The following is a 12775-nucleotide window of genomic DNA, read 5'->3' on the forward strand; positions in this document are numbered from 1 at the left end:
CATGCGTAAACGGACAATGGCCTGGCTGACGCTGGCGGCTGTGGTCGTGGTCAGCGGTACAGCCCAGCTGACCTTTGGAAAAATGCAGACACGGATTCATCAGCACCGGGAAGCGGCGCCCGCCTACGATCCATCCGCGGCGCTGGACTGCATTCGGGAGACGGAAATCTCGAAATATCAATATGATGAAGCGGCCGTCGACGTGGACCAGCTGAGCACGCATCTGCCGTTGGTGGTGATCGAAACGGACGAAGCAATTCCCGGCGTGCCTTATTATGGCGACGATCGCTCCCACCGCAAGATGACGATGACGTCAACCGGCGAGGAGTTTCTGGTCGCAAATATGAAAATTATCAATCAGGATGATAAGCTGAACACGCTTCAGGATCCGTCGTCGCTGAAGACACAGATTCGGATCCGCGTGCGCGGCAACACTTCGCGCTGGTTTGATAAACAGTCTTTTGCGATCAAGACAATCCACCACGACGGAGAAAATAAAAATGTATCAATCATGGGCATGGAAGCGGATCATGACTGGGCGCTGCATGGGCCGTTTCTGGACAAGACGTTAATGCGCAACTATGTCGCGATGAACCTGGCGGGCGAGCTGATGGACTATGCGCCGGACGTGCGGTTTTGCGAAGTGGTGATCAACGGTGAATACCGCGGCGTGTACGTGATGATGGAAACCGTCAGCACCGGCAAGGGCCGGATCGAAATCGAAAAGCCGAATAATACCCGCAACGTTACCGGTTATATCGTGGAGCTGGACAATGCGGCCCAGCCGGACCCGCGCAGCAAAGCGGATAATTTTACAAAATACGTGCAGATTCTGCGTAAAAGTGCGTTCTTCGATATCCGCTATCCGGGCAGCGAAGCGCTGACGCCTCCGTTGAAGGACTTTATTGAACGCGATCTCAGCCGGTTTGAAAAAGCGCTGTATTCTTTCGATTACGACAGCTCGCGCTACGGTTATAAAAATTTCATCGACATCGACGAATTCGTTGATTACTTCATTCTTATGGAAGTCTTTGTGCAACATGACACCGGCAACCTTTCGACCTTCTTCTACAAAGACGTCAACGGGAAATTCAAACCGGTCGTCTGGGATTTCAACAACAGTCTGGGCAATGTTTCCGACAGCTCCGACGATGACTTTCTGATCCGCCAATTCGTCTCCGTACAGGCGCCGTGGTTCACGATGCTGATCAAGGACGAGGACTTTATCAATCAGGTCATCTACCGGTATCGCCAGCTGCGCGCAGGGATTCTGAGCGATGAACAGGTATCCGCCTATATCCAGGAAGTCGTCGATTATCTGGGACCGGCCGTCGACCGGAATTTTGCGGTCTGGGGCTACAGCTTTGATCCGGAAAATCTGGACAAACGCAATAAATTGTTGCCGGATGAAAAGAATCTGCGGTCCTATGAAGCGGCGGTGAAACAGTTTCATGACGCGTATCTGCAGCGGCTGGCCTGGCTGGATGAGCATATCGAAGTGCTCAGGCAGTATTGTCATGAATCCGCGGTCAAGAAGTATAACCATTAAGCCGGAAGGAGGAGAGCCTGCATGAAAAAATTTATTATCGCCTGCGCCGTGATCGTGATGCTCGCCGCCGGCGGGTTGTTTCTGTCTTCCCGCATCGGACTGACCTTTCAATGGGAAAGCCTGCGGAAAACGTCGGTGGAGACGTTTACAAAAGTTGAGGGCAAGACGATTCTTGTCGATCAGGGGCAGGGCATGGAACCTTTCGAGATCCGCGGCGCCAATCTGGGCAGCGGGATTCCGGGCCATTTTGCGACGGATTACGCGATTGATAAGGAAACCTATCTGCGGTGGTTCGCCGAAATTCAGGCGATGGGCGCGAATTGCATCCGTGTCTACACGCTGCTTCAGGATGATTTCTACAATGCGTTTTGGGAATACAACAAGGACCGCGAACAACCGCTCTATTTGATCCACGGCTTGTGGGTGAATGATTACACGCTGTTCTCCCACCGCGACGCCTACGATCCGGACTTCATGAACACGATGATCCAGGACAGCCGGACGTTAGTCGATATCATCCATGGAAACAAACGGTTTTCCTTAGGCGAGGGTCTGGGCAGCGGCTCTTACAACCATGATATTTCGCAATGGGTTCTGGGGTATATTCTGGGTGTGGAATGGGAAGACACGACGGTCGCCTTCACGGATCACATGCAGGACAAAAAGAATCAATATCATGGGAAGTACATGACGACCACTGACGATGCGTCGCCGTTTGAGGCGATGCTGGCGCAGGTCGGCGATAAAATCATCGAATATGAGACGCAGACCTACAAAGCCCAGCGGCTGATCGCGTTTGCCAACTGGCCGACGACGGACCCGCTTGAATGGGATTCGCTGGTCGAATACTACTTCCGTAAATTTGAACAGGTCGACGTCGAGCATATCCAGACAACCGACCGGTTTCTGTCGGGGCAGTTTGCTTCCTACCACGTCTATCCCTACTATCCCGATTACTATGGCTTTATGGACGTCATGGACATTGATGTTGAAAACAAGCGGCAGTTTGTCGACGCTGACGGCGTCTTCAATTCCTATCAGGCTTATCTGACGACGCTCAACGCGTATCACACGATGCCGGTTGTCATCGCGGAATTCGGGGTGCCGAGCTCACGCGGGCGGGCGCAGAGCGACCGCAACACCCACCGCGCCCAGGGCGGCATGTCCGAAGCGGATCAGGCAGAAGCGCTGAAAACCTGTTATCAGGATATCATGAGCGCCGGCTGTGCGGGATCGATCGTCTTCACGTGGCAGGATGAATGGTTTAAGCGGACGTGGAACACGATGGCCTATACCGATTTGACGAAAACACCGTATTGGAGCGACGTTCAGACCAACGAACAATTCTTCGGCGTGCTCGCCTTCGATCCGGGCGAGGAGAAAAGTGTCTGTTATGTCGACGGCGACGTGAGCGAATGGACCGCGGACGATCAAGTCCAGCTGACGGACACGCCCACCGGACAACTTTCGCTGGCTTATAAATACGATGAAAAATATCTGTATCTGTACGTCAACAAAGAAAATTATGATCCGCAGACAGAGAAGCTCTGGATTCCATTTGATACGACGCCGAAGACCGGCAGTACCCACTGCGATGGAATCCCGCGGTCGTTTGAGCGGCCGGCCGACTTTGTGCTGATCCTGGACGGGAAGGAAAACAGTAAGCTGATCGTGCAGAAGCGCTACGAAGCGCTGCGGGCGATCTATTCCCATCGCGTATATTTCGAAGACGCTTATCTCAACGCCCCGGCAAAGGATACCTCGGAATTTGTCGACATCAATCTGGTGCTGCAGATTCCTGACGATCCGCATGACGAGCTGGCCAATACGAAAGCGGATAAGGCGGAAACCTACAATACCGGTCAGCTTCGCCATGGCAACGCGAATCCGGAGAATCCGGACTTTGATTCGCTGGCCGATTTTATGATCCGGGGCGATGCGATTGAAATCCGTCTGCCCTGGTCGCTGCTGAATTTCCTCAATCCGTCGGAAATGATGATTCACGACGATTACTATGAGCATTACGGGATCGAAGGGCTGAAGATCCATGAGATTTATGCCGGAGTCGGACTGGCCGCTGATGAAGCAACGCCGATTCCGATGACCGATCTTCCGCTTCAAGGCTGGGGCCGGCATCCGACTTCGCATGAACGTCTGAAACAAGGCTATTACGCGATGCAGGATATCTGGGCGGGAAAGTGAGGCGGCATGCATGGTAATCCGGATTGACTATCTGATTTACGTTTACATGACGCTGTGTTTGTGCATGCTGGCGTACAATCTGTTTTATCTGGGAAAAAACAAGTGGATGCAGCGGCGGACGGAGAAACAAATCCAAAACCAGGCCCGCCGCTTACAACGCTTGTTGTTATTTCCCGAGAAGACGGCCGCCAACGTGGATGAGAAAATAAAGAAAGATCTGAAGAACACACATCATCTGGTTGTGCTGGAAGGAACCGTCGACGTGCTGGAACAGAATCCACTGACGGTAAAACTGCTGCAGGCCTGGCTGCCGACGCTGAAGCCGGTGTTTGCGGAGCTGATTGACGGGACGATGAAAAAAAGCGTAATGGAACGTTCCTACTTTGCCTATCTTGTTACACGTTTTAGACTGTGCGGACAAAGCCGCAATGATCCGATCGCGACGGCGATGATCCAGCTGACGGCGCAAGCTTCGATTTATTGCCGGGAGAATGCGTTGGGCGCCTTGTATCAGTGCGGAAGTATTGATCACATTGTCAAAGCGTATCGCGTCATGGGACGCCATGAAATCGAACACAGCCGCAAGCTGGTGACCGACGGATTGCTGGAATTTCATGGCGACCGGGAGCAGCTGGCGCAGGCTTTGTGGCAAAACTGGGATGAATTCACACCGCATTATCAGGTTGCGTTCATTGATTTTATCCGGATGGTTTCCGGGAATTTTCGGGAAACCTTATTTCCGCTGCTGAGTCAAACGGAGCTGGATCGGGAAGTGACCTTTGCCGTCATGCGCTATTTCCGCAAATATCCTTACCGTCCGGCCGGAACGGTGCTGCGTCAGACTGTCATCGACTGGGAAAAACAGGATTGGGAATATGCGGCGATCGCGGCGGCTTCCCTGGAGAGTTATCCCGAGATGGAAACCGTCAAGGCGCTGCTGGTCGGCGTGCAGAGCGATAACTGGTATGTCCGCGACAATGCTTCCGATTCGCTGCTGCAGCTGACGAAGCCGCTGGCCATTCTGGAAATGATCCGGCAGCTGAAGGATTCTTACGGCCGGGACATGCTGCGCTACAAGGCGCTGAGCGCCGGACTGCTTCAGCTGGATGAAAAGGGCGAACTGAGGGTCGCAGAAAATCGAATGGCGAAAAGTCCGAGGGGGTCATCGAATGAAATTCTAAGCGCAGTCATTGAAGCGGATTCATCGGAAGAAGCGCTTCCAGCCTTGCAGAAATGGGGGAATGCAGAATGATTGAATTTGTAAAAACCTTTCTGTTCTGCGTCGATGTTTTCTTCGTTCTCTATTTATTCGGATACAGTACGTTTTTATTTTTGTCAGTGATTGTCGGCTCGGTGGATTTGTATCAGAAACGCCGCGACGACGAGCTGAAAAATAACCTCAAGCGGAAGTTTTTTATCCCGATCAGCATTCTGGTTCCCGCCCACAACGAGGAAACCACGATTGTGGACACCGTCTGCACGCTGCTGAGACAGGATTATCCGCTGTTTGAAATCGTGGTGATCGACGACGGATCCACCGATGAAACCGCGCAGCGGATGATCGACTATTTCCAGATGCGCAAGATCGAGCGGCCGATCCGCCGTCAGCTTCGCTGCAAGCCGGAAACCGCGATTTACGAAGCGAAATCCAACAAGATTCAGCTGACGCTGATCCTGAAAGAAAACGGCGGCAAGGGGGATACGCTGAACATGGGCATCAACGTATCCCGCTTTCCGTACTTTATCTGCATGGACGCCGATTCGATGCTTCAAAAGGATTCGTTGTTTGAGATCGCCAAGCCGGTGCTGGAAAACGATAAGGTCGTAGCCTGCGGCGGCCAGGTGCGAATCTCCAACGGCATTGAAATGGTCGACGGCGAGGTCACAAAATATACCCTGCCGAAGCGGATCATCGTCGCGATGCAGGTGCTGGAATACGATCGTTCGTTTCTGGCTTCGCGGATTTTTATGGATCACTTCAACGGTAATCTGATCATTTCCGGCGCATTCGGTCTGTTTCAGAAAAAGATGGTGATTCTGGCTGGCGGCTACGATCCTTCGACGATGGGCGAGGATATGGAGCTGGTCGTCAAGCTGCATGTTTTCTGCCGTGCGAATCATCTTGATTACAGCATCCGCTATGCCCCGGATGCGATCTGCTGGACGCAGGGACCGGGGAATCTGCTCGATCTGATGAAGCAGCGGCGGCGCTGGCATATCGGCTTGTTTGAAAGTCTGACGCGTTACCGGTATGCGATCGGCAAGAAGGAATACGGTCTGATGGGAACGATTTCGTTTCTGTATTTCTGGCTGTATGAGCTGATGTCGCCGTATATTGAAGTCTTCGGTTTGTTTACGATTGTTTTATCGTATTTCGTCAATCTCATCAACGTTCCGTTTATGCTTTTATTCTTCGCGGTGTATGCCGGTTTCGGCTGTCTACTGACGGTCATCGCGTTCTTTACGCAGATCCATACCCGGCATATCCGGCTGACCTTTCTCGACGTTGTCCGCACAATTCTCTTAAGCGGCTTTGAGCTGGTCGGCCTCCGGTTTATTCTGATGCTGGTGCGGATGAACGCGCTGATCGGCTATCGCCGCAAGAAGAACGTCTGGGGCGATCTGAAGCGGTATACACATAACCGCCGGGAAACGCAGGAAGGAGGGAGTGAAGGATGAACAACAATTCGCGCCGGGAAGAGCGCAAGCTGATTTTCGGTACGCTGCTCGCTTTGTTTCTGATCGGTTTTGTTCTGGTCTATGGCGTTTTGACGCGGCAGAGCTATACGGACAAGGAACGCAACGGCACGCTGAAAACGATCGCGCAGGAACGCACGGTCACGCTGGTGGAAAGCGGCCGAACATCCTGGCGCTATTGGGATGAGGGAGAAAATCCCGATCCTTCGGCAAGTCTGCGGTGGACTGAGCCGGATTACGACGATTCCGCCTGGAAGAGCGGGACCGGTACATTCGGTTCCTATTATGGTCAGTTGAAAAAAATGGTTGACCGAAAAGCGCCGCGCAATCTGCTGAACTATGCTTTAGCGGATCAGCGGGCGATTCCGGTTTATTATTTCCGCACGGAATTTGAAGTCGGAGATCTGGGGAATGTCCGGTGCCTGACCGGTAAGCTTCGTTATGACGACGCCGTGATGATGTATCTTAACGGCGAGCTGATCTATGCCTCGAATATTCCGGACGGCGGGTATACCGCGGAAAATCCGTATGGTTCTTCCGCCCGCGTCGGTGAAGTAGAAAACGATATTTTTGTTATCAGCAATCTGAATTCGCTGAAGCCGGGACGCAACGTTCTGGCGGTTGAGCTGCATCAGCGCGACCAGACCAGTTCGGATATTTATTTCGATCTGAAAAGTCTGGAAACCTCCAGCGAAACCTCGCTCAGTCAGACGCTCGATCTGTCCGGACTGATTCTGGAACAGGGTTCAAAGAACGACGAGGTCATCGTCAACTGGCTGACGGATAAAAAAGGAACCTACGAGCTGATCTGGGCGCAGGGCACGGATAAAAGCGCGCTGCGCACCCCGGATGGCCGGAAGCTGATGGGTGGCCGGAAAACCGGCGTCGGCGGCGCGTTCAGCTATCATGGCAAGCTGAGCAACCTGCCTCCGGGCCAGCCGCTGGTGTATCAAATCGTCGATTTGCAGCACAATCTCAGCTCGGAAGTCTTCTCGTTTGAAGTCCGGCCGGCCGCGCCGCTTACTTTCGGGTTTGTCGGCGACGTTCAGATCCGGACGGAGCATCTTAAGGAGAATCAGGCTGGATGGGAGAAAGCGGTCAATACACTTTTGCAGCTGCAGCCGGACCTCAGCTTTATTTTGACTGCCGGCGATCAGGTCAACAGCAGCGACAACGAGAAAGCGCTGGAGGAATATAACGCCTTCCGCAGTCCGGCCGCGTTGAGACAAATTCCGGTTACGATCAACATCGGCAACCACGAGAGCAATACCGACCTGCTCGACAGCCAGTTTGACCGGCTGAAGAACGGATCAGATTTCTATTATGATTACGGCGATATCTTGTTCTACTCCTTGAACTGTATGAACACGGATACGCAGGCACATCTGGATAAACTCAGCCAGACGATCACGCGGCACAAACCGCGTTGGGTCATCGTCACGATGCACTATTCGCTCTTTGGCGGCAAGGATCGCTCTGCGGATGAAAAGGTCATGGCTGCCCGCGAGGCCTATGCGCAGGCTTTTTCTGACCTGAACGTCGACGTCGTGCTTTCAGGACACGATCATGTGTACTGCCGCTCTTTGCTGATGCAGGGCGAAATGGCCACCGGCCGGGCGGATGGGGACAAACGCAGCGGCGAAACGCTCTATGTTTCCGGCGGCACCCCATCTGGAAGCAAGTTCTATGAGCTTAAGGATAATCTGGCCGCGTATCTCGCTTACCGCATTCTTAAACAGGAAGCGACAGTTTCGCTGATTACCATTTCCGGGAATCAGCTGGTCCTGGAAACCTATGCCGTTGACAGCCGGGAGTTGATTGACCGGTGCGAATTGAATAAATAAAAAAAACCGCTGACATGCCAGCGGCTTTTTTAAGATTCTTGTTTTATGGTGGGATCGGTTTTATTCTTCACCGGTTTGATCCGAATCAGATCGTTTTGCAGCCAAAATGGCAAAAACAGATAGAAGACGGCGAAAAGCGCAATCAGAAAACAAATCATTCCTTCCCAAAGCGACTTGTCAGAAAACAGAACAGCGAGAATTGCCACTAGAACACAGCCAATCCAGGAAAGCGATAATTTGTAACGGGCATGACAATGCGGACATTCCAGCCGCATCGACAAAAGCGATCCGGGACGGATATGAAAACTTTTCTGACAATGGGAACAAACAACTTCCTGACGCATAAATTTACCCTCCTGCCACCGTGCGAAGCGATGTGAACAACGATTTTAAGCTGACTCCAACCAGCAGCAGAAAGCCGCTGAAATTGATCGGATCAAGAAAAAACGTCAGCGTGATCCAACGCAGAAACGCCAGGTAAAGCAGCGAAGTTTGGGCTGTAAGATAAAATTCACTAACCCAGGCGCTCCAAGCATAAAGACTGACTCCCAGCCAGTAGACAATATCCGGAAGCAGGGACTTCTTCCGGGTTTTTCAGAACAGAATAAGCATGATGAGAAAGAAGACGGTGAATAGAAAAGCGTAATCATAGACCGTGATGTCAGTACAATAAGGCGTGATCAGGTCGATATCCGGGCACGTACCTGCGGCTGTAATGGAACACAGGGGGACCGGGATCGGCCAGCCTCGTTTTTCCCAAATTCCAAGACCCAGCTGAATCAATAAAAACACGGCGGGAATTTCTTCGACCCGTAACAGCGCTTTCCAATGAAGTCTTTTCATCTTTTGTATCCTCTTTCTTTTATTATAAAGCAACAGATGAAAAAAGACAGAGGCGGCGATGTTTTTTTACCGCTTCTTATTCCAGAAGAACGATCAGGTTGGACCGCGCTGAGCGCTCACCTGCCTCTGACCCATGCATAAACGTTGAACGGGAGGAGGAAGCGGTAAAACGACAGTCGTCCCGGGATAAAATTCTTTGTTAAAAACATTGACAACCTAACAAATTGGAAATACACTAAAAACGGCAGCCGGATGATAAACCGGCGAAAGAGGGAGGTGGAAAGCATGGATAACCCGGGCGGTAGTTGCAGGCAAGGCATCAATAAAACGGGAAGTTCATTCTTTCCTCTCCTGGAGGGCGAGTCTGCCCGAAATTAAAGCTCCAGGACGTTTTATTCATGCTTTGCGAACTTGAAGAACAAACTTGAAGGAGGGCAAAGTATGACGGTTAAAAACATCACTGAGCTTTTGCATGCGAAAAAATACGCTCAGATCAAAAAAGAACTCAACGAGATGAACAGCGTGGACCTGGCGGAATTGCTGGAACAATTCCCGCAGGAAAACATGGTCGTCCTTTTCCGCCTGATCGCCAAAGAGACGGCCGCGGAAGTCTTCACCAACATGAATACGGAGATGCAGCAGGCTTTGATCAGCACATTTACCGAGAAAGAACTGAAAGATATCTTCGAGGATATGTTTCTGGACGACACCGTCGATATTCTGGAAGAAATGCCGGCCAATGTGGTTGAACGGATTCTCGACGTTACCGATAAGGAAACCCGCTCGCGCATCAACGAACTGCTTCAATATCCGCAAGACAGCGCCGGCAGCATCATGACGACGGAATATGTCGACCTGAAAAAGACCATGAGCGTGCGTGAGGCGATCGCAAAGATCAAACGGGTCGGTATTGATCAGGAAACGATTTACACGTGTTATGTCATTGAAAACAAAAAACTGCTGGGCATCGTCACGGCGAAAAGTCTGCTTCTCAACGACGAAAACGTCTTGATCGGCGATTTGATGGAAACACACGTCATTGCCGTGCGCACCCATGACGATCAGGAAGAAGTCTCCAAGCTGTTCCAGAAGTACCGGCTGATTTCCATTCCGGTCGTGGACACGGAAAACTGCATGGTCGGGATCGTTACCTTTGACGATGCGATGGAAGTTTATCAGGAAGAAATGGCGGAGGATATCGCATTGATGGCGGCGGTGCAGCCCGGCGATGATTCCTATTTTGGAACTTCGGTATTCAATCACGCCAAACACCGGATTCTGTGGCTGTTGTTTTTAATGCTTTCGGCAACGATCACCGGTACGATCATCTCCCGCTATGAAGAAACAATTTCCGCGATTCCGCTGCTGGTTTCGTTTATTCCCATGTTGATGGATACCGGCGGCAACTGCGGCACCCAAAGCTCGACGCTGGTCATCCGCGGCATCGCCACCGACGAGATCCGCTTTGGCGATCTGTTCAAAGTTGCGTTTAAGGAAAGCCGGATCGCGCTGCTTGTCGGCGCGGCGCTGGCGGCGGTCAACGGTCTGCGGATCGTTGTTATGTATCAGGATCCGCGGCTGGCGATCCTGCTGGGTGTTTCGTTAATGTGTACGGTTTTTCTGGCGGAATTGATCGGCTGTCTGCTTCCGTTATTGGCAAAAAAGGTGCATCTGGATCCGGCGATCATGGCCGCTCCGTTAATCACGACGATTGTCGACACCTGCTCGATCATGATTTATTTTGCGATTGCGACGCATCTGTTTGCGTTGTAGCGTGGTTTTTAACAAGCATGGAGGAAAACTCTGTGCTTTTTTATTGTTTCTTTCTTGGCGATCTCCCAGATCCCGGCATACAGGAACAATAGTATACAGTGGGTCAACGAGATTTTGACCGGAAAGGAGAATGTCGATGGAAAACGTAGGAAGAGAACCGCGGATTCCTCGCAGCTGGATGGAAACGGACGAAGATTTCGCTATGGAATGCGGCCGTCCGCACCGTCCGACCCCGCCGCGCAGACCACATTGCGCAGGGTGGAGCGATGATTTCCGCACGCGTTTTGACGAAGCCGATTTTATGGAGGATGAAATGTTTGTGGAGGAGGCCGTGAACCTGTCTGCGGGCTGCGGCTGCCGTCCGAAGCCTCCGGTATGTCCGCCAGACTGCGGCTGCGGCGATCATGACCATGGCAACCGTCCGGGCAACGGCTGCGGCTGCGGCTGCGGCAACGATACCGACGATCAGGATGACGATGGCCGTCCGGGCTGCGGCTGCGGCGATCATGACCATGGCAACCGTCCGGGCAACGGCTGCGGCTGTGGCTGCGGCAACGATACCGACGATCAGGATGACGATGGCCGTCCGGGCTGCGGCTGCGGCGATCATGACCATGGCAACCGTCCGGGCAACGGCTGCGGCTGTGGCTGCGGCAACGATACCGATGATCAGGATGACGATGGCCGTCCAGGCTGCGGTAATCATCACCGCTGCCCGGATATGAGCCTGGCAATGGCGTATGTCGCCCGCCAGCGCTGGACTGGAAAACGGGAAATCTACAGCCGCCCGCGCGCCTTGTTAAGAGGAACGCTGTTTGTTGAGCTGGACTTGCCGTTTACGGGAAAGGGAGGCTGTCAGGATGAATAGAAATGAAATGCTGCGGGAGCTGCAGGAACTGGATTTCGCGATTCAGGAAGCGGTCTTATTTCTGGACACCCATCCACAAAACGAAGTCGCGCTGAGCTATTACCGTTATGTTACCGGCCTGCGCCGCAAAGCGGCGGAGGAATACAACCGCGTCTGCGGTCCGCTGACCAACCGCGACAGCCGCGGACGCCGCTGGGATTGGATCAATAGTCCATGGCCGTGGGAAAGGGAGGGATAAACCATGTGGATCTATGAGAAAAAATTGCAGTATCCTGTGAATATCCGGAAGCCGGACCCGGCGATGGCCAAGCTGATCATCACGCAGCTGGGCGGCCCGGATGGCGAAAAGGGTGCGTCTGATCGGTATCTGAACCAACGCTACGCGATGCCGTATCCGGAAATCCGCGCGTTATTGACGGACATCGGAACGGAAGAAATGGCGCATGAGGAAATGATCGCCACGATGGTTTACCAGCTGCTCAAGGGCTGTTCAGCACAGCAGATCAAGGCTGCCAATGCAGCGGACTATTACGTCGATCATACTGCCGGCGTTTATCCGCAAGGCGCCAGCGGCATGCCGTACACGACGGCGTATATCCAGTCCAAGGGCGATCCGATTACCGATCTGTCCGAGGATATGGCGGCGGAACAGAAAGCCCGCACAACGTATGAGAACCTGATGCGTTTAGCGAAGGATCCGGAAGTCTACGGACCGCTGGTATTTTTACGCCAGCGCGAGATCGTTCACTTCCAGCGTTTCGGTGAAGCTCTGGAATTCGTCCGCAAGGATCTGGACTGCCGCAACTTCTATCGTTACAATCCAGCTTTTGACCGCTGATCAAAAGCGAAACCGGCGGGATTTTCCCGCCGCTACATCGAATCGAAATAAGCCGGAAAGTTTTTCGCGGGGAAACGCACGGAACCTGAATGTGATTTGCGAACCGGGGCAGGAAGGGGAAAACGTGATATTCAGAACAATTTTGGGTTAGGTAAGAACGA

Annotated in this window: 11 protein-coding genes; 9 read left to right on the forward strand and 2 right to left on the reverse strand. The window is 52.6% G+C overall.

Translation table 11 applies throughout. The features are described from left to right. Position 1: 1 nt before the first annotated feature. From I2D94_RS07870 to I2D94_RS07890, 5 genes are read left to right on the forward strand one after another with little or no spacing between them, the layout of a single operon-like run. Positions 2–1549 (forward strand): CotH kinase family protein, encoded by a 1548-nt coding sequence (locus I2D94_RS07870; RefSeq protein ID WP_072683831.1) that lies wholly within the window; start codon positions 2–4, stop codon positions 1547–1549. 21 nt (positions 1550–1570) lie between these two features. Then, on the forward strand, positions 1571–3751 hold the full coding sequence (locus tag I2D94_RS07875; RefSeq protein ID WP_072683830.1) for a hypothetical protein: 2181 nt from the start codon (positions 1571–1573) through the stop codon (positions 3749–3751). 10 nt (positions 3752–3761) lie between these two features. Then, positions 3762–5003 carry a hypothetical protein gene (locus I2D94_RS07880; RefSeq protein WP_072683829.1) on the forward strand — a complete coding sequence of 414 codons (1242 nt, stop codon included), beginning with the start codon at positions 3762–3764 and terminating at the stop codon, positions 5001–5003. Further along, positions 5000–6430: a glycosyltransferase gene (locus tag I2D94_RS07885; protein WP_072683828.1), complete on the forward strand. Its 1431-nt coding sequence runs from the start codon at positions 5000–5002 to the stop codon at positions 6428–6430. Before I2D94_RS07880 ends, I2D94_RS07885 begins: the two co-directional genes overlap by 4 nt. Then, the gene (locus I2D94_RS07890; RefSeq protein WP_195396213.1) at positions 6427–8292 is read left to right on the forward strand and encodes a metallophosphoesterase; all 1866 of its coding nucleotides are present in this window, start codon (positions 6427–6429) and stop codon (positions 8290–8292) included. Before I2D94_RS07885 ends, I2D94_RS07890 begins: the two co-directional genes overlap by 4 nt. A 29-nt stretch (positions 8293–8321) precedes the next feature. Here the strand turns inward: I2D94_RS07890 and I2D94_RS07895 are convergent, their stop codons facing one another. Both I2D94_RS07895 and I2D94_RS07900 read right to left on the reverse strand, forming a co-directional pair. Beyond that, the gene (locus I2D94_RS07895; RefSeq protein ID WP_072683826.1) at positions 8322–8636 is read right to left on the reverse strand and encodes an MJ0042-type zinc finger domain-containing protein; all 315 of its coding nucleotides are present in this window, start codon (positions 8634–8636) and stop codon (positions 8322–8324) included. Positions 8637–8886: 250 nt separating this feature from the next. Beyond that, positions 8887–9135: a hypothetical protein gene (locus I2D94_RS07900; RefSeq protein WP_195396214.1), complete on the reverse strand. Its 249-nt coding sequence runs from the start codon at positions 9133–9135 to the stop codon at positions 8887–8889. A 441-nt stretch (positions 9136–9576) separates the two neighbouring features. Here I2D94_RS07900 and mgtE point away from each other — a divergent pair, with 441 nt between their 5' ends. From mgtE to I2D94_RS07920, 4 genes are all read left to right on the forward strand, one after another. Further along, a complete protein-coding gene (mgtE, locus tag I2D94_RS07905) occupies positions 9577–10908 on the forward strand; it encodes a magnesium transporter (RefSeq protein ID WP_072683824.1) in 1332 nt (443 codons plus the stop codon). Positions 10909–11044: 136 nt separating this feature from the next. Then, a complete protein-coding gene (locus I2D94_RS07910; RefSeq protein ID WP_195396215.1) occupies positions 11045–11776 on the forward strand; it encodes a spore coat associated protein CotJA in 732 nt (243 codons plus the stop codon). Further along, entirely contained in the window at positions 11769–12014 is a 246-nt protein-coding gene (locus I2D94_RS07915) for a spore coat protein CotJB (protein ID WP_072683822.1), read from the forward strand. Before I2D94_RS07910 ends, I2D94_RS07915 begins: the two co-directional genes overlap by 8 nt. A gap of 3 nt (positions 12015–12017) precedes the next feature. Further along, the gene (locus tag I2D94_RS07920; RefSeq protein WP_072683821.1) at positions 12018–12614 is read left to right on the forward strand and encodes a manganese catalase family protein; all 597 of its coding nucleotides are present in this window, start codon (positions 12018–12020) and stop codon (positions 12612–12614) included. Positions 12615–12775: the final 161 nt, after the last annotated feature.

Source organism: Holdemania sp. 1001302B_160321_E10 (assembly GCF_015552275.1).
Taxonomy (GTDB): domain Bacteria; phylum Bacillota_I; class Bacilli_A; order Erysipelotrichales; family Erysipelotrichaceae; genus Holdemania.

Excerpts from the sequence above, each read along its gene's own strand:
- I2D94_RS07870 (WP_072683831.1), top strand. The coding sequence starts at position 2 with ATGCGTAAACGGACAATGGCCTGGCTGACGCTGGCGGCTGTGGTCGTG.
- I2D94_RS07875 (WP_072683830.1), top strand. The coding sequence starts at position 1,571 with ATGAAAAAATTTATTATCGCCTGCGCCGTGATCGTGATGCTCGCCGCC.
- I2D94_RS07880 (WP_072683829.1), top strand. The coding sequence starts at position 3,762 with ATGGTAATCCGGATTGACTATCTGATTTACGTTTACATGACGCTGTGT.
- I2D94_RS07885 (WP_072683828.1), top strand. The coding sequence starts at position 5,000 with ATGATTGAATTTGTAAAAACCTTTCTGTTCTGCGTCGATGTTTTCTTC.
- I2D94_RS07890 (WP_195396213.1), top strand. The coding sequence starts at position 6,427 with ATGAACAACAATTCGCGCCGGGAAGAGCGCAAGCTGATTTTCGGTACG.
- I2D94_RS07895 (WP_072683826.1), bottom strand. The coding sequence starts at position 8,636 with ATGCGTCAGGAAGTTGTTTGTTCCCATTGTCAGAAAAGTTTTCATATC.
- I2D94_RS07900 (WP_195396214.1), bottom strand. The coding sequence starts at position 9,135 with ATGAAAAGACTTCATTGGAAAGCGCTGTTACGGGTCGAAGAAATTCCC.
- mgtE (WP_072683824.1), top strand. The coding sequence starts at position 9,577 with ATGACGGTTAAAAACATCACTGAGCTTTTGCATGCGAAAAAATACGCT.
- I2D94_RS07910 (WP_195396215.1), top strand. The coding sequence starts at position 11,045 with ATGGAAAACGTAGGAAGAGAACCGCGGATTCCTCGCAGCTGGATGGAA.
- I2D94_RS07915 (WP_072683822.1), top strand. The coding sequence starts at position 11,769 with ATGAATAGAAATGAAATGCTGCGGGAGCTGCAGGAACTGGATTTCGCG.
- I2D94_RS07920 (WP_072683821.1), top strand. The coding sequence starts at position 12,018 with ATGTGGATCTATGAGAAAAAATTGCAGTATCCTGTGAATATCCGGAAG.